Annotated in this window: 12 protein-coding genes; 9 read left to right on the forward strand and 3 right to left on the reverse strand. The window is 71.0% G+C overall.

Annotated features, from left to right (window positions below; genetic code table 11):
• Positions 1–137: 137 nt before the first annotated feature.
• From AC3ENX_RS06065 to AC3ENX_RS06075, 3 genes are all read right to left on the reverse strand, one after another.
• Entirely contained in the window at positions 138–1,229 is a 1,092-nt protein-coding gene (locus tag AC3ENX_RS06065) for a Gfo/Idh/MocA family protein (RefSeq protein WP_434810958.1), read from the reverse strand.
• On the reverse strand, positions 1,226–2,149 hold the full coding sequence (locus AC3ENX_RS06070; protein WP_434810959.1) for a DUF6807 domain-containing protein: 924 nt from the start codon (positions 2,147–2,149) through the stop codon (positions 1,226–1,228). The genes AC3ENX_RS06065 and AC3ENX_RS06070 overlap by 4 nt, the downstream gene beginning before the upstream one ends.
• A gap of 339 nt (positions 2,150–2,488) precedes the next feature.
• Positions 2,489–4,261: an ABC transporter ATP-binding protein gene (locus AC3ENX_RS06075; RefSeq protein ID WP_434810960.1), complete on the reverse strand. Its 1,773-nt coding sequence runs from the start codon at positions 4,259–4,261 to the stop codon at positions 2,489–2,491.
• A gap of 11 nt (positions 4,262–4,272) precedes the next feature.
• On the opposite strand from AC3ENX_RS06075, the gene AC3ENX_RS06080 reads away from it, so the two are divergent.
• From AC3ENX_RS06080 to AC3ENX_RS06120, 9 genes are all read left to right on the forward strand, one after another.
• A complete protein-coding gene (locus AC3ENX_RS06080; protein ID WP_434810961.1) occupies positions 4,273–4,944 on the forward strand; it encodes a rhamnogalacturonan acetylesterase in 672 nt (223 codons plus the stop codon).
• A 126-nt stretch (positions 4,945–5,070) separates the two neighbouring features.
• Positions 5,071–6,066 carry a LacI family DNA-binding transcriptional regulator gene (locus tag AC3ENX_RS06085; RefSeq protein WP_434810962.1) on the forward strand — a complete coding sequence of 332 codons (996 nt, stop codon included), beginning with the start codon at positions 5,071–5,073 and terminating at the stop codon, positions 6,064–6,066.
• A gap of 267 nt (positions 6,067–6,333) precedes the next feature.
• Positions 6,334–7,743, forward strand: coding sequence for a Gfo/Idh/MocA family protein (locus tag AC3ENX_RS06090; protein ID WP_434810963.1), 1,410 nt, complete (start codon positions 6,334–6,336; stop codon positions 7,741–7,743).
• Entirely contained in the window at positions 7,740–8,684 is a 945-nt protein-coding gene (locus AC3ENX_RS06095) for an NAD-dependent epimerase/dehydratase family protein (protein ID WP_434810964.1), read from the forward strand. Before AC3ENX_RS06090 ends, AC3ENX_RS06095 begins: the two co-directional genes overlap by 4 nt.
• The gene (locus tag AC3ENX_RS06100) at positions 8,681–9,580 is read left to right on the forward strand and encodes a 5-dehydro-4-deoxyglucarate dehydratase (RefSeq protein ID WP_434810965.1); all 900 of its coding nucleotides are present in this window, start codon (positions 8,681–8,683) and stop codon (positions 9,578–9,580) included. The genes AC3ENX_RS06095 and AC3ENX_RS06100 overlap by 4 nt, the downstream gene beginning before the upstream one ends.
• On the forward strand, positions 9,577–10,665 hold the full coding sequence (locus tag AC3ENX_RS06105) for a mandelate racemase/muconate lactonizing enzyme family protein (protein ID WP_434810966.1): 1,089 nt from the start codon (positions 9,577–9,579) through the stop codon (positions 10,663–10,665). The genes AC3ENX_RS06100 and AC3ENX_RS06105 overlap by 4 nt, the downstream gene beginning before the upstream one ends.
• A gap of 116 nt (positions 10,666–10,781) precedes the next feature.
• Entirely contained in the window at positions 10,782–12,224 is a 1,443-nt protein-coding gene (locus tag AC3ENX_RS06110) for an aldehyde dehydrogenase (NADP(+)) (RefSeq protein WP_434810967.1), read from the forward strand.
• Positions 12,225–12,315: 91 nt separating this feature from the next.
• Positions 12,316–13,284, forward strand: coding sequence for a serine hydrolase domain-containing protein (locus tag AC3ENX_RS06115; RefSeq protein WP_434810968.1), 969 nt, complete (start codon positions 12,316–12,318; stop codon positions 13,282–13,284).
• 554 nt (positions 13,285–13,838) lie between these two features.
• Complete coding sequence (locus AC3ENX_RS06120; protein WP_434810969.1) at positions 13,839–20,096, forward strand: rhamnogalacturonan lyase family protein; 6,258 nt, start codon at positions 13,839–13,841, stop codon at positions 20,094–20,096.

Here is a 20,096-nt window from a genome sequence, read left to right on the forward strand (position 1 = left end):
GGCACACGGAGTGGTGCAACCCGGCCCGTGCCGCGTGCCGTGCGCAACTCCTGAAAAACGGGTGCCGACGGCGCCGAAACGGGCCGATACGGGCCCTCGGGCGACAAAACTGAGGAGTTACGCACGGGATGCCGGGGTCAGTCGCGGTCGCGGAGGTCGGCCACGGGGCTCGCGAAGCCGGCGCGGTGCGTCGGGTGCTCGGCGAGGGATGCCGGGGTGATCAGTGCGCCGTCGGCTGCGGCCGAGGCGTAGATCGCCGCGACGATCTCGAACGAGCGGGCGGGGGCGTCGGCGGTGGGCGGCAGCGGCGAGCCGCTCAGCAGGGCGTCGAACACGTCGCGCAGCAACGGCGCGTGGTCGCTGCGCTCCTCGGCGTCGGGCAGCGCCCACGCGGCGGCCTCGTCCTCGAACCCCGGCGCCGGGGTGATCGACCAGTTCTCGTGGCCGTGCCCGTACAGGTGCTCGACCGTGATGGTCGCCTTCTGGGTGTCGATGCGAATGGCGCTGGTCTGCCGCGGCGACACCGCGCTGGTCACGACCTGCGCGACGACACCACCCGCGAACGTCACCGTCGCGGTCGAGGCGTCTTCGGTCTGCGTCTCACGGTCCAGGCGCCACAGGCGCCCCTGCACGCTGGTCCAGTCGCCGAGCAGGAACGCGAGCAGGTCGAGCTGGTGGATGCCGTGGCCGAGCGTCGTACCGCCCCCTTCGGTCTCCCACTTGCCGCGCCACGGCACCGCGAAGTAGTCGGTGTCGCGATACCAGAGTGTCTGACACACGGCGATGAGCGGGTGCCCGAGCGCGCCCGACGCCAGGAGTTGCTTCGCGTGCGCGGCCGCGGTGCCGGTGCGCTGCTGGAACACGACCGCGAGTTCGCGATCGGCGGCAGCGGCGGCGGCGCGCATGTCGTCGAGTTCGTCGAGCGACGGTGCCGGGGGCTTTTCGACGACGACGTGCGCGCCGGCCGCGAAGCTCGCGAGGGTCTGCTCGCGGTGAACCCCGGGCGGGGTGCAGATGAGCACGACGTCGGGGTGCTCGGCATCCAGCAGTTCGTCGAGCGTGTCGAAGACGGCCGGGCCGCCCCACTGCGCCGCGAAGTCGTCGGCCTTGCTGCGGGTCTGGTTGGTGACGGCGACCAGTTCGGCGTGCGGGTGGGCCTCGACCGCGCGGGCGTGGAAGTGTGCGACGGCGCCGGTTCCGACGATCGCGCAGCGCAGGGTGGTGGTCATCGGGGGTCCTCGGTGGTGGGGGTCTCGGGGTGGTCGCGGAGCTCTGCGACCAGGTTCGCGCCGGAGCTGGCAGCGAGGGCGGCGACCTCTGCCGTGCCGACGATGAGCGCCGCCGCGAGCACGAGTGTCGCGCCGGGGGCGAGCGGGGTCTCGTCGTAGAAGAACGGTGCGGGGTTCAGCCCGGCGTACTCCTCGCTGCGCGCGAACCAGGGGCTGGGGTCGGTGCCGGCGTCGAGCACGAGCACGCCGGCCGACCGGTCGGGGGCGACGAATGCGAGCCAGGGGCCGGGCTCGCCGCGCGCCGCATCTCCTGCGACGCCGCCTTCGGCGAGGATCTCGCCGCCGGTGAACGCGACCGGTCCGCGCCAGAAGATGCCCGCGTAGCCGGCGTTCTCGCGCCCCTTCGAGGTGGGCGAGCCGAAGCCGAGCACTGCGTCGGTCTCGTTGCGCAGGGCGCTGCGCCAGGTGAGCGCCCACGTGTCGGCGTCGAGCTCGCGTGCGGTCAGCGTGCGGTGTTCGGTGAGTACAAGCTCGCCGTCTTCGGCGATCCAGTCGAGGGCCTCGTCGATGCGTGCGATGCCGCCCGCGGCATCCCCGATCGGCGTGTCGGATGCCGCGAATCCGCGGTGCACCTGTGCCCCGTTGTTGGGCTGCTGCACGTATCCCTCACCGTGCACGTAGGTCGGCCCGCCCCAAAAGTTGTGGGTGCCGACGACGGGCAGTGCGAGCGAGAGGCCTTTGTGCCAGACGTGGTCGTCGGGGCGGTAGGCGGTGACCTCGGCGCCGCCGCGGGTGTGGAGCAGCGCGTAGGGGCGGGGTGATTCGAGCTGCGGCTCGGTGGGCGCGTAGACGTACTCGGCGAGCACACGGTCGCCGTCGCGCAGGTGCAGCCGGCCGTGGCCGTCGTCTTCGAATCTCATGTCTCTCCCCATCGAGATGGAACGTCTCACCCAGCCTACGCGCCCACCCAGGAAAGCGCTATCCCGCGTCTGGCTCCTTCACGCCCCGCTGCACCGCGTCATCTGGCGCGGTTCCACCGGCCCCGCATCCGCCTGAGCCGCCGCGTTCACACGCGCGCCCCTGCGCACCGCCCACCGCTCGCCGGTCACAATCTCGCTGTCCCGCCCCGTGATCGTGACAGCCGAGCGGGTGCGCACAACGCGTCCACGGCGCACGCAGACTGCTCGCCTGTCACGATCTCGGCCGCTCGACGCCGGATCGTGACAGGCGAGCAGTTGGGGGGTGCACCCAAGGAGAGGTCAAGCACCGGCCTGCGTGCGGTGCAGCTCGGCGTAGCGGCCGCCGGCGGCGAGCAGGTCGGCGTGTGAGCCGATCTCGACGATGCGACCCTTCTCGAGCACGACGATGCGATCGGCCTGACGGATGGTCGACAGCCGGTGCGCGACGACCAGGGTCGTCCGGCCCTGCATGAGGCGGTTGAGGGCATCCTTCACGAGCTCCTCCGACTCGGGGTCGAGAGCGCTCGTGGCTTCGTCGAGGAGCAGGATGCGGGGGTCGCGCACGAGCGCGCGGGCGATCGCGAGCCGCTGCCGCTGCCCGCCCGAGAGCCTCGCGCCGCGCTCGCCGACGACGGTGTCCCACCCGGCGGGCTGCGACTGCACGAACTCCCACGCATTCGCGTCGCGCAGCGCCTGCTCGATGCGCGCGTCGGTCGCGTCATCCAAGCCGTACGCCGTGTTCTCGCGGATGGTGCCCTCGAACAGCACCGACTCCTGCGGCACGACCGACACGAACCGTCGCACGGTGCGCAGGTCGAGGGCCTGCATGTCGACGTCATCGAGCAGGATGCGGCCGTCGGTGGGCCGTACGAACCCGAGCACGAGATTGAGCAGGGTCGACTTGCCCGACCCCGACGAGCCGACGAACGCGACCGTCTCGCCGGGCGCGATTTCGAGTGAGATGTCGCGGACGGCATCGGTCTCGGCGCCGTCGTAGCGGTGCGAGACGTGTTCGAGCGAGAGGGTGCCGGCCACGGCATCCGTCTCGCGCTTGCCCTCGTTCTGCTCGAGGTCCGGCTCTTGCAGCACCTCCGAGATCGACCGCATCGACTCGAGGCCGCGCGCGCCCACCGGAATCAGCATGAGCAGCGCCGTCAGGCCCGACGTCAACAGCGCGAAGTACGTCGACAGCAGCACGACCTCACCCGGAGTGATCGGCAGGATGCCGGTGAGCGAGAAGATCGCGGCGAGCACGAGGCAGCCGACGCCGAGGATCTGCATCGCGACCCACGAGATCGAGGCGACGTGCCCGTTGAGCATGTCGAGGCTGAGGCCGGCGCGGCGCACGCCGTCGGCGCCGGTCGCGACGCGCGAGACGGCGGTCTGCTCCAGGCCGTGCGCCCGGGTGACGGGAATGAGCGAGGCCATCTCGCCGACGCGCGCAGCGAAGCCTTCGACCTCGCGGCGGAACGTCTCGTTGCGTTGCCGCGACCGACGGCTGAGCGCCCAGCGCAGGCCGAGCGCGATCGGCACGGCGAGGGCGTAGACGGGCAGGAACTCGGGCACCATGACGGCGGTCATGCTGATCGCACCGATGAGGACCATCGTCGACGACAGCAGGGGGTGGGTCACCTGCTGCAGCATGAGCTCGATGTTCTCGACATCGCGCACGACCTTGGTCTGCACGATCGACGAGCTCACTCGCGTGTGGTAGCCGATCGAGAGGCTCTGCAGGCGGGCGGCGAGGGCGTTGCGCAGGTCGGCGCCGGTGTCGCGCACGACCGTCATGAAGTTGCGTGTGTAGAGGATGTGGTTCGGGTAGTTCTGCAGCAGCAGCACGACCGCGACGGCGAACCAGATGAGCACCGTCGAGACCTCGCCGCCGGTCGCGACGATGTCGATGATCTGGGCCGTGACGACCGGCAGGAACCACAGCGGAATCTCCTTCATCGCGAACGCGAGGATCGCGACGGTGAGTCGGCCTGGACGGCGCAGCAGCAGGCGGATCACCGACCGGGCGGGGCGGGGGCCCTCGACGACGCGGATCGTCCCGGTAAGCGTTTTCTGTGGCATGGTTCCATGCTATGACCTATCACCTCGCCGGAGACTCCACCGTCGCCCCGATGAAGCCGGGCGAAGAGCCGATGTCGGGGTGGGGGCACTTCCTCGAAGCCGCCTCGGGCGTGCCGACCCGCAACCTCGCCTTCGGCGGCGCGACGACCGCGTCGTTCGTCGCCGCGGGCTCCTGGCAGCAGCTCATCGGCGAGGTCGGGCCCGGCGACACCGTCGTCATCCAGTTCGGCCACAACGACCAGAAGCACGCCGATCTCGCCTCGCGCGGCGGCTACACCGAGCACCTCCACCGGTTCGTCGACGAGGTGCACGGCCGGGGCGCCGTCGCCGTGCTGTGCACGTCGTGCGAGCGACGGTGGATGAAGGGCGGTCGCATCACACCGACACACGGTGACTATCCGAACGCCGTCCGCGACCTCGCACACGAACTCGACGTGCCGCTGATCGATCTCAACGTCTTCACGACGTGGCTGTACGAAGACCTCGGCGACGAGGGATCGGCATCCCTAATGTCGCACTACGCGCCCGGCGAGACCGCCGCGTGGCCCGATGGCCTGGTCGACGACACCCACTTCCGCGACGTCGGCGCGCGCCGCATCGCCGCGTTCGTGGCCCGCTCGCTGCGCGCGATCGAACGCCGCGACGGCGATCGCCCGGCCCGCGGGTCGGGCCTCATCGCCTGATCGCCGCCGAGCCGCCGAGATTGCGCGAACTGTCGCGATTCCCGCCGTTTCGGCGCAATTCGCGCAATCTCGACAGCCGCGGCGGGCGGGGCGGCGATCTACCATGAGGGGGCGGAAAGGGATGCCATGGGCAAGACGCGGGTGACGATCACCGACGTGGCGCGCCACGCCTCGGTGTCGCTGTCGACCGTCTCGCGCGTCATGAACGACAACCCGACCGTCGACGCAGCCCTCGCCGATCGGGTGCGCGCGAGCGCCGCCGAACTCGGTTACACGGCCAGCCCCCTCGCCCGCAGTCTCGTGCTCGGCCGCACGCACACCGTCGCGGTCGTCGTGCCCGATCTCGGCAACCCGACGTTCCAGGCGATCCTTCGCGGCATCAGCCGCGCCGCTGCCATCGACGGCTATCACGTGCTCATCGCCGACTCCGCCGAGCAGGTCGACGAGGAGCGCCTGCTCGTCGACACGACGCGCCGCCGCACCGACGGCGTCATCCTGTGCGCGCCGCGCATGCCGGGCGATGACCTCGCTGCACTCCTGCCCACCGTCTCGCCGACCGTGGTCGTCAACCGCGAGCAGCAGACCGGCGTCCCGGTCGTCGCAGCCGACTACCGGGGCGCGACCGCGGCGCTCATCGAGCACCTCCGGGGGCTCGGCCACCGGCACCTCGCGTACCTCGCGGGCGTGCCGGGCAGCTCGTCGAACGCCGCACGGCTCGCCGCGATCGAGCAGGCGCTCGCCGACGACGCAGAGCTGCGCGTCGACGTGGTGCCCTGCGGCGTCGATGTGGATGCCGGTGGCGAAGCGGCATCCACCGTCCTCGAATCGGGTGCGACTGCGGTGCTGGCCTACAACGACCTGGTCGCGATCGGCCTGCTGTCAGCGATCGCCGACCGCGGCGTCTCGGTACCGGCCGAACTGTCGGTGACGGGTCTCGACGACATCCCCTTCGCGCGGCACGCCAAGCCGACACTCACGACCGCGGCCGTGCCCGCCGTCGAGCTGGGCGTGCAGGCGTGGGAGGCGATGCACGCGCTGCTCGCGGGCGAGACCGCCGAACCCGCCGTCGAGCTCGCCCCCGAGATCGTCGTGCGTGCCAGCACGGGGCCCGCGCCCCGGTAGTGCCCGGGGTCGCTGTCGTCGCGGTCCGCGCACGTCGCAGATTCGGAGATTGGTCGCAGATTCGGGTGCGATTGGCCCTGGCATCCGAATCTGGTGCCATTCTCCGAATCCGGTGCCCGCAGGTGCGACATCCATACGCGCAGGTTCGACATCCATACCCGCAGGTGCAGCGACGCGCGCCGCATGTTACGCTGAGAAAACGTTTCCTGAAAGCGTTTACCGATCCGAGTGACACGCTGCGACGGATCAACCACGATGCGAGGACGCATGAACACCACCCGGTACGCACTGATCGGCGCGGGCCACCGATCCCAGATGTACGTCGACGCGATCGTCGGCACATACGCCGACCGGGCGAGCCTGGTCGCGGTCTGCGAGCCGAACCCCGTGCGCGCCGACCGCACGGTGAAGCTCATGACGGATGCCGGGGTCGCAGCGCCCAGCGTCTGGCACCCCGACGACCTCGAGGCGATGATCGCCACCGAGCACATCGACCGGGTCGTCATCTGCGCCCGCGACGACCAGCACGCACCGCTCATCGTCCGCGCGCTCGAAGCCGGCGTCGATGTCGTGGTCGAAAAGCCGCTCACGATCGACGCGCCGAGCGCCGCCGCGATCGAGGATGTCGTCGAGCGCACCGGCCGCAAGGTCGTGCTGACGTTCAACTACCGCTACTCCCCCCGCAACTCGGCGCTGCGGCAGATCATCCAGGACGGCCGCATCGGCCGGGTCACGAGCATCGACTTCTCGTGGATGCTCGACACCAAGCACGGCGCCGACTACTTTCGCCGGTGGCACCGTGAGAAGGCGAACTCGGGTGGGCTGCTCGTGCACAAGTCGAGCCACCACTTCGACCTCGTCAACTGGTGGCTGCGATCGACCCCGACGCGCGTCTACGCCTCGGGCGGCCTACGGTTCTACGGCGCCGAGAACGCCGCCGCCCGCGGCCTCGGCGAGCGCCCCGAGCGCGGCACGCACGACGGGCCGCACGATCCGTTCGAGCTCGACCTGCGCGACGACCCCCGACTTGAAGCCCTCTACCTCGCGGCCGAATCGCACGACGGCTATGTGCGCGACCAGGACGTGTTCGGCCCCGGCATCACGATCGAAGACAACCTCGCACTCGTCGTCGACTACGCGTCGGGCGCGACGCTGTCGTACTCGCTCAACGCGCACGCCCCCTGGGAGGGGTACCGCGTCGCCGTCAACGGCACCGAGGGCCGCGCCGAACTCGAGGTGATCGAACGCGGCGCCGTGCTCGTCGACGAAGGCCTGCACCCTGTGCTCGACCCGTCGGCAACGGATGCCGCAGCTGCCGGCACCCTGCGCCCCCAGGGCGAGCGGCTCATCGTGCAGCGCCACTGGGAAGAAGCGGTCGAGGTGCCGATCGAGAACCTCGCGGGCGGTCACGGCGGCGGCGACGCACTGCTGCTGTCGGACGTGTTCGTGGGCCCCGGCGACGACCCGCTCGCCCGCCCCGCCGACTGGTCGGACGGTGTGCAGTCGATCGCCGTCGGCATCGCGGGCAACCGCTCACTCGAGACCGGCCTGCCGGTGCGCGTCGACGACCTCGGCATCCGTCTGCTCGCCGGCGCGGTTCGTTCGCGCCGAAGTGTCGCCGAACCGGGCGACGAGCAGCAGCTGGGCGCGAACGAACCCGCCGCGGAGCGAGCATGAGCCGTATCGTCGTCACCGGTGGCGCCGGGCGCCTGGGGCGGAGCCTCGTCGCGGGGCTCGCCGCGGCCGGCCATGACCTCGTCTCGATCGACCGTGCCGTCTCGGATGCCGCCGAGCTGATCGGCATCGAGCAGGTCGCCGTCGACCTCACCGACGCGACCGCCGCACGCCGGGCGCTCGAAGCCTCGCGCGCCGACGCGCTCGTGCACCTCGCGGCGATCGCGGTGCCCTTCAGCGCCCCCGAGCCGGTCATCATGCGCACCAACGCGAACCTCGCCGTCGGTGTGCTCGGCGGTGCGGTCGCCGCCGGCATCCCGAAGATCGTCGCCGCATCGAGTCCCACGGTGCTCGGCTACGGCTGCCCGACCGGGTGGACCCCCGAGCGCCTGCCGCTCGACGAAGACAGCCCCGCCCTGCCCTGGAACGCGTACGCGCTGTCGAAACTGCTCATCGAGCAGACGATCGGGATGCTGCACCGCCAGCACGGCGACGACACCCGCTTCGCGGCGTTCCGCCCTTGCTACGTGATCGCCCCCGAGGAGTGGGCGGGCGCTCCGACCCAGCAGGGCCACACGGTGCACGAACGGCTCGACGACCCGTCGCTGTCGGCGCCCGCACTGTTCAACTACGTCGACGCTCGCGATGTCGCACGCTTCGTCGACCGGCTCATCGCCGCGCTCGGCGAGATCCCCAACGGCGAGACGTTCTTCGTCGGCGCCGACGACGCGCTCGCCCGCGAACCGCTCGCAGACCTGCTGCCCCGCTTCCACCCGGGCACGGCGGCCGCCGCGGCCGATCTCGTCGGCACCGCGCCCGCGTTCTCGAACGCGAAGGCGAAGCGGATGATCGACTGGGCGCCGCAGCACCACTGGCGTGACAGCCTCATCGACCCTGCCACGACGGCAGCCACCACCCCCGACAGAACGGACGCGCCGGTATGAACTTCGACGGCATCCTCTTCTTCCCCGTCACCCCCTTCGATGCGCAGGGCCGGGTCGACGTCGACCTGTTGCGCACGCACATCGGCGACACCCTCGCGCACCATCCGGGCGGCGTGTTCCCCGCGTGCGGCACGGGCGAGTTCCACGCCCTGTCGGCGAGCGAGGCCGCGACCGTCGTGCGCGCCGCCGTCGAGACCGTCGGCGGGCGCGTGCCCGTCGTCGCCGGCACCGGCGGCCCGCTCGGCCACGCCCTCGAAGCCGCCCGTGCGGCAGCGGATGCCGGGGCCGACGCGCTCCTCGTCCTGCCGCCGTACCTCGTCGGCGGCACGCAGGACGGACTGGTGGCGTACGTCGAGCAGATCGCCGCGGCATCCGACCTGCCCGTCGTCGTCTACCACCGCGCGACGGCCCAGTTCACGCCCGCGACGGTGCGGCGCCTGGCCGAGAACCCGCGTGTCGTCGGCGTCAAGGACGGTGTCGGCGACCTCGCCACAGCACAGCTGATCGTGCGGGCCGTCGCCGAGACCGGCCGCGACGACTTCGCGTTCTTCAACGGACTGCTCACCGCCGAGCTCACGCAGGGCGCCTACCGCGGCATCGGCATCCCGCTGTATTCGTCGGCAGCCTTCGCGATGGTGCCCGAGGTCGCGAACGCGTTCTACCGCGCGTACGTCGACGGTGACGACGTACGCCGCATGCTGCTGCTCGACCGGTTCTACACGCCGCTCGTGGCCCTGCGCGACGAGACCCCCGGTTTCGGCGTCTCGCTCGTGAAGGCGGGCGTCCGTCTCGGCGGGCTGCCGGTCGGCCCTGTGCGCGCACCGCTCGTCGACCCGACGCCCGAGCAGACCGAACGGCTCGCCGCGATCCTCGACGCTGGACGCGCCCTGCTGTGACGACCCCCACGATCGCCGCCTTCGACACCCGCGCACTGCGGGTGCCGTTGACCCGGCCGTGGGCGGCCGACGTCACGAGCATCGGCGTCGTCGCGACCCACGTCGTGCGCAGCGACGGAGCCGAGGGCTGGGGGTTCTCGTGGACCCCGCAGATCGGGCTTGAGGCGGTGCACGCGCTGCTCGCGAACGACATCACGGCGTTCGCGGTCGGACGCGCAGCCGATCCCGCCGCACTGTGGCCGGCCGCGTGGGCGCACCTGCACGAAGCGGGCGGCGGCGGCGTGACGACGATCGCGCTCGCGGGGCTCGACCTCGCCCTGTGGGATGCCGAAGCGCGCGCCGTCGGGGCGGCCGTCTCCGACCTGCTCGGCAGGCGCCGCGAGTCGGTGCGCGCCTACGGCAGCGGCGTCAACCTGCACTACTCCATCGACGAACTCGTCGCGCAGGTGCAGCGGTGGGTGGATGCCGGCTTCGACGCCGTCAAGGTCAAGGTCGGCAAACCCGACCTCACCGAAGACGTCGACCGCATGGCGGCGGTGCGCGCGACGCTCGGCCCCGATCGCGCGCTCATGATCGACGCGAACCAGCGGTGGAGCCTCGACCGCGCGACGGCCTCGATCGAGGCGCTCGCGGCATCCGATCTCGCTTGGATCGAAGAGCCGCTGCGCGCCGATGACCTCGCCGGGCACACCGAACTCGCCCGCCGCCTCGCGAGCGGGTCGGGCGTGCCGATCGCGCTCGGCGAGAACGTGCACACGGTGCACCGCTTCGGCGACTTCTTGCGGGCGGGCGCGGCGCAGATCGTGCAGCCGAACATCGTGCGCGTCGGGGGCATCAGCCCGCTGCGCGAGATCGCCGACCTCGCGGTCGCCCACGGCGCCGCCCTGCATCCGCACCTGCTGCCCGAGCTCTCGGGGCAACTCGCGATGGTGCTGCCCGGCGACGTCGCCGAACCGCTCGCCGAAGACGTCGAAGACGCCGGATTCGGCGCGCTCGGCGCCCTGCGCGATACGAGCCCGGTGCGCATCGCCGACGGCATCCTGACCGAGACCCCGCACGTTGGCCTCGGCCTGAGGTTCGCGTGATGCTCGCATCCTTCCCTCGTCCGCCCCGGGTTCGTGGCACTTGTTGTCGCGTGCCGGACCGTGCGGCGACATCAACTGCCACGAACTCGACCATGCGTCGGTGAAAGGACCCCGAGATGACCACGACGACCGCTGAGCTCGACCGCATCGTGGCGGATGCCGCCGCCGCGGCGCACGTGTGGCGCACCAGCGACGCACCCACCCGTGCGGGGTGGCTGCGGGCCATCGCCGACGCGCTCGATGCGAACCGCGGCGAACTCGTCGAGATCGCCGACCGGGAGACCCGCCTCGGCGCGACGCGCCTCACCGGGGAGGTCGGCCGCACGACGGGGCAGCTGCGCCTGTTCGCGAGCGTCGTCGAAGAGGGCTCGTACCTCGAACTCACCGTCGATGACGCCGACCCGGCCGCCACGCCGCCGCGCCCCGAGCTGCGTCGCCTGCTCGTGGGGGTCGGCCCGGTCGCGGTGTTCTCGGCATCCAACTTTCCGTTCGCGTTCTCGGTGTGCGGCGGCGACACCGCCTCGGCTCTCGCGGCCGGCAACCCCGTGATCGTCAAGGCGCACTCGGGGCACCCCGAGCTCTCGCGCCGCACCGCCGAGGTCGCGATCGCCGCGTTGACGGATGCTGGGGCGCCTGCCGGATCGCTCGCCCTCGTCGAGGGCCGCGAGGCCGGCAACGCGCTCGTGCAGCATCCCGTCGTGCAGGCAGCGGGCTTCACCGGGTCGCTCTCGGGCGGCCGTGCCCTCTTCGACCTGGCGAGCGGCCGCCCCGACCCGATCCCGTTCTACGGCGAGCTCGGCAGCGTGAACCCTGTGGTCATCACCCCGGCGGCGGTCGTTGCGCGAGGCGACGCGCTGGCCGACGGGCTGGTCGGCTCGTTCACCCTCGGCGTGGGCCAGTTCTGCACGAAGCCGGGTGTCGTGTTCGTGCCTGACGGCGCCGGATTCGAGGATGCCGTCGCGACGCGAGTGGCCGCGGCATCCGGCGGTCCGCTGTTGACCGACCGCATCACCGACGCGTTCCCGGGCGGCATCGAGACGCTGCTCGGCGACCCGTCGGTGCAGGTCGCGGCGCACGGCGCTGAGACCCACGACGGGGCGCGCCCGGTCGTGCTGACGACGGATGCCGAGGCTGTTGCCGCCCGTCCTGAGGTGCTGCTGGAAGAGGTGTTCGGCCCGGTGACGCTGCTCGTGCGCTACGGCTCCGACGCCGACCTGCACGCTGCACTGGCTGCCGTGCCTGGGTCGCTCACCGCGACGCTGCACGCCGAGGAGGGCGACGCCGTCGACGAGACGCTCGAACTGCTGCAGGCGCGTGCAGGCCGTGTGCTGTTCGCCGGATGGCCGACGGGCGTCGCGGTGACCTGGTCGCAGCAGCACGGCGGCCCCTGGCCCGCGACGACGTCGCTGCACACGTCGGTCGGCGCCTCCGCCATCCGCCGGTTCCTGCGCCCCGTGACCTTCCAGGACGCCCCCGCGCACCTCCTCCCCGCGCCACTGCGCGACGAGTCCCTGGCATCCCTCCCCCACCGTCGCAACGGCACCCTGCGCGTGCCCTGACCCGAGCCTGCCGAGATTGCGCGAACTGTCGCCAAATGCGCCAAAAGGGCTCAGTTCGCGCAATCTCGGCAGCGCACGCAAGGATGGGCGCATGAGTTTCGACGCTGCCGTCAGTTGGGTCCGCCGCCGTGTCGATGATGGGCGCTTGCCGCACGCGGTGCTCGGCATCGCGACGAGCGAGGGTACGGCGCTGCTCGAGGCGTTCGGGCCGACGCGCACCGACGACCGGTACCCGCTGTTCTCGATCACGAAGCCGATCGTCGGCCTCGCGGCCGCCCGCGCGATCGAGCGCGGCCTGCTCACCCCGATGACGCCGTTGACCGACGCGGTGCCGGGCTTCGGGGCAGGGCGCGACGACATCGTGCGGCTGCGGCATCTCGCGAGCCACACGAGCGGCATCAGCGAACCGCCCCTCGACCCGACCGTGCCGCTCTCGCAGGAACTGGTCGCCCGCGGGCGCGACTTCGCCGCCGGCACCGCGTCGAGGTATTCGACGCTCGCGTTCGAGGGCATCGGTGCGCTCATCGAGCACGCGACGGGGCAGACATGGGATGCCGCGGTCGCAGGCATCGCGAACGAGCTCGGCGCCGACGGGCTGCACCTCGATCTCGCGTCGGCGCATCCGGTCGTCGACGCGGCTGCAGCCGGCGTCGACATGGAACGCTTCGCCGCGGCGCGCAACCCCGGCGCCGGGCTCGCCGGTCGCGCCGACGATCTGCTGCGCCTCGGTACGGAACTGCTGCAGATCGGGGGCGGCAAGACCGGCGGCATCGTCCAGCCCGCGACGCTGGAGATGATGCTGCGTCCGTTGACCGGCGGCATCCCCCGGCTCGAACCGTACCCGGCCGAGCGCGGCCAGGACTGGGGCTTCACCTGGAACCTGCGCACCCGCGCCCCCGGCCTCATCGACCGTGACGTGTACGGGCACGGCGGCTGGGCGGGCACGGAGTTCTGGGTGCACCCGACCGCCGGCATCGCCTGGGTGCTGCTGACGGCCCGCGCGATGCGCGACGGCATCGACGCCGACGAACTCGACAACGCCATCATCGCCGCGCGCTGACCCCGGCACGCCCGTACCGTCTGCAGGAGATCCTGTGACGGGTGTGACTGAAGACGGGTCGGCCGCCACATCCGTCACGAAAACTCCTGCGGAGCGCTCGCGACCGAACACCGGATGCCGCGACCCCGACGACGAGCACCCAACCCCGAACCACCCGGACATGGAGCTCGCCGCCGGCGCGGTCCGTATGACGCGCCGACGGCGAGGGTCTGTGGGCGCTCTCGACGCCGTCGACGCGACGTGGCGCCGACGGATCCGAAAACGTTTTTCCGGGCCACCGTATCGGCTGCGCGCGCCGAGCACAAGCAAAAACTGAAACGTGCAAATCTCCTCTTGCGCAATGGTGCGGAGCCGTGTCAGGATCGACGGCACACGAACGGAATGCGCTTTCCGGCGTAGGAACCGATGTGGCTGTCCCCACAGCCGCATCTGCACCGGAGACCACCCATCCGTTCGGCCGCGGCGAGTCCGTACGTCCGGCACACACGCACGACACCTCTGCACTGCTGCAGGGGTCTCGCGCGCCCTTCGCCAGTGATGTCCGAGGAGAAACCGTGCCCACCCAACCCTCCCCACGCCGCGCGCGCACCATCGTCGCGACCGGCGCCAGCTGCGCCGTCGTCGGCGCGCTGCTGATCGCCGCCCCCGCGTCGGCAGCGCTCGCACCGGATGCCGACGGCATCTGGCGCTTCGACTTCGGCACGGCGACGAGCCCCGTCGCCGATGACCACCAGCAGGTGCTCACCACCTCGCTGTACGACGAGACCGAAGGGTGGGGCATCACCCTTCCCGACGGCGCGTCGCTGTTCGACCGCGACCGCACCGGCAACCGCACGCCGGCCGACCCGCTCGCCGAAGACTTCGTCGCCGGCACGAACTGGGGCTTCCAGCTCGACGATGTGCCCGAGGGCGAGTACGACGTCACCCTCAGCATCGGCGACGCGCTCGTGGGCACCTCGAGCACGAACGCCACGATGACGCTCGAAGGCGAGGCGCAGACCCGCCTGACGACGGCGCGCGGCGCCACCACAACCGAGACGTTCCGCACGACCGTCAGCGACGGGCAGCTCACCGTCGGGTTCACCGGCAGCGGCCTCGGCGCCTACGTCAACGGCCTCGTCGTCACCCCCGTCGTCCCGACCGCTCCCGAGAACCTCGCCGTCACCCGCGTCGCGTGGGATGCCGTGGACCTCGCGTGGGATGCCGCCGACGGCGCCGCGACCTACCGCGTCGAGCGCGCCGACGTGACCGATGGCGCCACCGGCACGTTCGCGACCGTGGCCGAGGGTCTCACCAACCCCGCCTACAGCGACAGCGCCGTCGAGGTGGGCGGCTCCTACGCGTACCGGGTCGTCGGCGTCAGCTCGTACGACCGCGACTCCGACCCGTCGGCCGAGGTCACGAGCGGCGAGATCCCCGAGCTCGCCGCCCCGGCATCCCCCGCCGACCTCGCGGCGACCGTCAGCGCCGCGAACGTGACCCTCGGCTGGTCGGCGGTACCCAACGCCGCCGACTACCTCGTCGAGCGCGCGACCGCAGGCGGCACCGACTTCGCCGAGATCGCCGTCGTCGACGCTCCCGGCCACGTCGATTCCGTCGACACCTCGACCGCGTGGACCTACCGCGTCACCGCGCGCAACCAGGCGGGCACCTCCGACCCGGCCACCGTGGATGCGGCGGCCTACGTCGCCCCCGCTCCCCTGCCGGACGGCGATGTCGTCACCTTCGACTTCGGCCCCGGTGCCGTCGCCGACGGCGCGCTCCCGGTCACGAGCGCCACGGCGCTCGACGACGCGTGGGGCTACGGATTCTCGACCGCACCGACCGCCACCGATGCCGACGTCGACCGCGGCGGCGACGCCCTGCGCGGCGACTTCGTCGCGGCAGCAGGCGGCACGTTCGAGATCGATCTCGGCGCGGGCGACTACGCCGTGCAGCTGGTCTCGGGCGACGCCGAGAACGCCACCACGACGACCGTGACAGCGGAGGGGATCGCGAAGGTGCTCGCCAACCCGCAGGCCGCCGGCGCATACCTCGATATGGCGTTCCCGATCGCCCTCGTCGACGGGGTGCTGACGCTGCAGGTCGGTGGGGATGCCGCGGCCCTCAACGCCCTGACGATCACCCGTCTGCCCGACCGCGTCGCCGGCGCGATCACGACCGCCTACATCTCGGGCGACTCGACGGTGCAGACCTACGACCCGATCGCCTACGCGCCGCAGGCCGGCTGGGGCCAGATGATCGACCGGTTCTTCGCCGACGACATCGCCTTCGCCAACCACGCGATCGGCGGCCGCTCGTCGAAGAACTTCATCACGCAGGGGCGTCTCGATGAGATCCTGCGCGCGATCCGCCCCGGCGATTACCACCTCATCCAGTTCGGCCACAACGACGCCACACAGGGCGTGGATGACCGGTATGCGAGCCCCGAGGACTACAAGGAGTATCTGCGCACCTACGTCGAGGGCACGCGTCAGCGCGGCGCGACCCCGATTCTCGTGACCCCGGTGAGCCGCCGCAGCTTCAACGCCGAGACGGGTCAGTTCAACGTGAGCTTCCCCGAGTACGTCGCGAAGATGACCGAGCTCGCCGTGGAAGAGGACGTGCTGCTGGTCGACCTGTCGGCATCCAGCCGCGCCTACCTGAACGAGATCGGGCCGGAGGCGGCCAAGGCCGTGTTCTTGCACGTCGATCCGGGTGTGTTCCCGAACCGCCCCGCCGGCACCGTCGACGACACGCACTTCCAGGAGTACGGCGCCATTCAGATGGCCCGCCTGATCGCGCAGGACGTCGCAGAGCTCGACGACCCGCTGGCCGCCGAGGTGGCCGACATCGAGCCGCCCGCCGAGGTGCCGGTCGCCCCGCAGAACCTGGTGGCGGGTGCCATCAGCAACGGTGGCGCGACACTGCAGTGGGATGCGTCGCCGACGGCCGACATCTACAAGATCTACCGGCAGGCGGTCGCCGACCCCGAGCCGGAGTGGACACTCGTGGGCATGGTCACCCAGACCAGCTCGATCGTGCAGGGACTGCTCGAGGGCACCGGGTACCGCTACCAGGTCACGGCCGTCAACGGTCGCGGCGAGTCCGAGCCGAGCAGCGTCGTCACCTTCACGACGAAGCAGGCGTTGTACAAGTTCGACTTCCAGCTGTCGGGCAACCCGCTCATGGCCGGGTACACCGAGGTGACCCCCGACATGGGCTACACCGCCGAGCGCGGCTTCGGGTTCGAGGTGCCGCTGGCGGCGAACGCCGGCCGCGACCGCGGCGCTGCCGACGGCGCCGCGAACGACCTGGTGCGCGACTTCATGCTGCCTGGTTCGTCGTCGACGTTCTCGCTCGACGTGCCCAACGGCACCTACTCGGTGAAGACGTACTCGGGCGACTGGATCGGCACCAGCTCGACCAGCTTCCGCATCGAGGGGCTGGCTGCCGGTTCGGGCAACGCGGGGCGCGGCAGCGTCAACGCGACCCTGCGCGGTCCGTTCCTCGTCACCGACGGGCAGTTGAACGTCGAGGCCTACGGCAATGCCGCAGGCAGCCGCTTCAACGGTCTCGAGGTCACGCCGATCCTCCTCGGCCCGACCGGACTCGAGGTGACGTCGGTGGATGCCGATCCCTCCGCTCCCGCCGTCTCGTTGGCGTGGGATGCCGAGTCGGGTCTCACCTGGAACGTGTACCGCCAGTCACCATTCGACGCGGCACCGCAGCTGGTCGGCACGACCGATGAGCCGGCCTACGTCGACACCGGCGCGCGCGTCGGGCTCGACTACAGCTACCACGTGACCGCAGTCGATCAGACCGACCTCGAGTCGGTGCCGTCCGAGACGGTCGAGGTGTCGCTCGTCGACCCCGACGTCGACGAGCCCACCGCGGCGCAAGACCTGACGGTCGAACGCATCGAGGCGCGCGAGGTCGAGATCTCGTGGGCAAGCCCCCTGGGCGCGGAGTACTTCTTGGTGTTCCGCTCCGAGGTGGCAGGTGAGCAGGGCGAGCTGGTGGGCATCGCGCCGACGGGCCGCTACACCGACACCGGCGTGCTGACGACGATCCCGTATTTCTACTCGGTCGTCGCCGTCAACGCCGGCGGCACGGGCCCGGCATCCGACCAGCTCGCGACCGAGGCGGTCACGGTGCTGCAGCGGCAGGCCGAGTACCTCGATCGCGCCCCGTCTGCCGTGCAGACCGACGACGGTGTGCTGGTGACCTGGCGACTGCTCGGCACCGACCCGGCATCCGTGGCCTTCCATGTCTACCGTGACGGCGAGCGCATCACCGACGAGCCGATCACCGACTCGACGAACCTGCTCGACGCCGACGGCACCGAGAACAGCGAGTACTTCGTCACGAAGGTGCTGGGAGACGTCGAGACGACCGAGACCGACCCGTTCGGGGTGCGGACCGCCGCCTACCTGTCGGTGCCGCTCGACAAGCCGGCCGACGCCTACACGAAGGACGGCCAGCCGTATTCGTACTCGGCCAACGACACCTCCGTGGGCGATGTCGACGGTGACGGGCAGTACGAACTGATCGTCAAGTGGTACCCGTCGAACGCGAAGGACAACTCGCAGGCCGGCTACACGGGCAACGTCTACGTCGACGCCTACCGCCTCGACGGCACGAAGCTGTGGCGCATCGACCTGGGTGTCAACATCCGTGCCGGCGCCCACTACAGCGACCTGATGGTCTACGACTTCGACGGTGACGGGCGGGCAGAGCTCATCACCCGCACCGCCGACGGCACGATCGACGGTGTCGGGCAGCCCATCGGCAACGCCAGCGCCGACCACCGCAACAGCTCGGGCTACGTGCTGCAGGGACCGGAGTTCCTGACGGTCTTCGACGGGCAGTCGGGTGCCGCGATCGACACGGTCGACTACATCCCGCCGCGCGGCGATGTGGGCGCGTGGGGTGACACCTACGGCAACCGTGTCGACCGGTTCCTCGCGTCGGTCGCCTACCTCGACGGTGAGCACCCGAGCGCGATCTTCAGCCGCGGCTACTACACGCGCGCTGTCGTCGCCGCATACGACTTCGACGGTTCCGAGCTGAGCAGCCGTTGGGTGATCGACTCGAACGAAGCGGATGCCGCCGGCCTGTACGGCGAGGGCTACCACTCGATGTCGGTGGCCGACGTCGACGGCGACAGCAAGGACGAGGTGATCTTCGGATCGGCGACGATCGACGACGACGGCGAGCTGCTCTACGCCACGGGCCTCGGCCACGGCGACGCGCAGCACGTGTCGGACCTCGACCCGTCGCGCCCCGGTCTGGAGATCTTCTCGGCCCACGAGAACATGTCGGCTTCGGGCAACCGCGGCGCCACGTTCCGCGACGCCCGCACCGGCGAGATCCTGTGGGAGATCCCCGCGACCGTCGACACGGGTCGTGCCGCCGCAGGCGACATCGACCCGCGCTACGAGGGCGCCGAGGGCTGGGCCGTTGGTGGCGACGCCGCCTGGAACTCCCGCGAGGGCTCCCTCATGTCGGCGTCCGGTGAGCGCATCGGCGACGTCATCCCGGCGGCGAACTTCCTCGCCTGGTTCGACGGCGACCCGCTGCGCGAAATCGTCGACCACTCCTTCAACCAGGAGGAGTACTGGGGATCGCCGACGGTGTCGAAGTGGAACTGGGAGACCCAGACCGAAGAGGTCATCTTGGCCGACGAGGGCGCCCGGTCGAACAACGGCACGAAGGGCACACCCAACCTGCAGGCCGACCTGTTCGGCGACTGGCGTGAAGAGATCGCGTGGCGCTCGGCGGACTCGTCCGAGCTGCGCATCTACTCGACGACCGACGTCACCGAGTACCGCATCCCGACGCTCATGCACGACATGCAGTACCGCGTCGCGGTGGCCTGGCAGAACACCGGATACAACCAGCCTCCGCACCCGTCGTTCTTCATCGGCGAAGGCATGGATGCAGCCCCGCTGCCGTCCATCGCCGTCACCGGCGCAGCGGGCGAGGGCGACACGACCGCCCCGGTCATCTCGGGACTCCCGGCAGACGGCACCCTCCTGCCCGACTCGGCGACCTACACGGTCGCGGTGACGGCGGAAGACCCGGAGTCGGGTGTGCGAAACCTCGACATCGCGTTCGACGGTGAGGCGGTGGCGCCCGGTCAGCAGATCGATCTCGTCGCCGGCATCCACACCGTCTCGGTGACGGCGGTCAACCACGACGGTGTCGTGGCCCAGGCCTCCGCACAGCTGACGGTGTTCGAGGACGAGGGGGCGACGAAGGCACCCGCCCGCGGCACCCTGTCGACCGACAGCGGCCACGACGGTCTGCCCGACGGCTCGTTCACGGTGTCGATGAACCTCTGGTGGGGTGTCAACGGTTCGGTGTTCCGCCTGTACGAGAACGGTGAGCTGATCTCGACGCAGCTGCTCGATGCGAACTCACCCAACGCGCAGGTCAAGACCGTCGACGTCGCGGGCCGCTCCAACGGCACGTACGTCTACACGGGCGAGCTCATCAACGCAGTGGGCGTCACCAAGACGACCTCCGTGACGGTGAAGGTGAAGGATGCCGCACCGGCCACCCCCGTGCTCTCGCACGACAATTGGGACCGGGACGGGGCCTACACCCTGACGTCGAACCTGTGGTGGGGCACGAACGCCACCTCGTACCGCCTCTACGAGAACAGCACGCTGATCGACGAGCAGCAGCTCGTCGCCGCCTCACCGAGCGCGCAGCAGGCCAAGACCGCGGTCACCGGCCGCGCGGCAGGCACGTACGAGTACGTCGCCGTGTTCGCCAACGCCGCGGGCGAGACCAGCTCGAAGCCGGTCACGGTCACCGTGCGCTGA

It is taken from the genome of Microbacterium sp. bgisy189 (assembly GCF_057707225.1).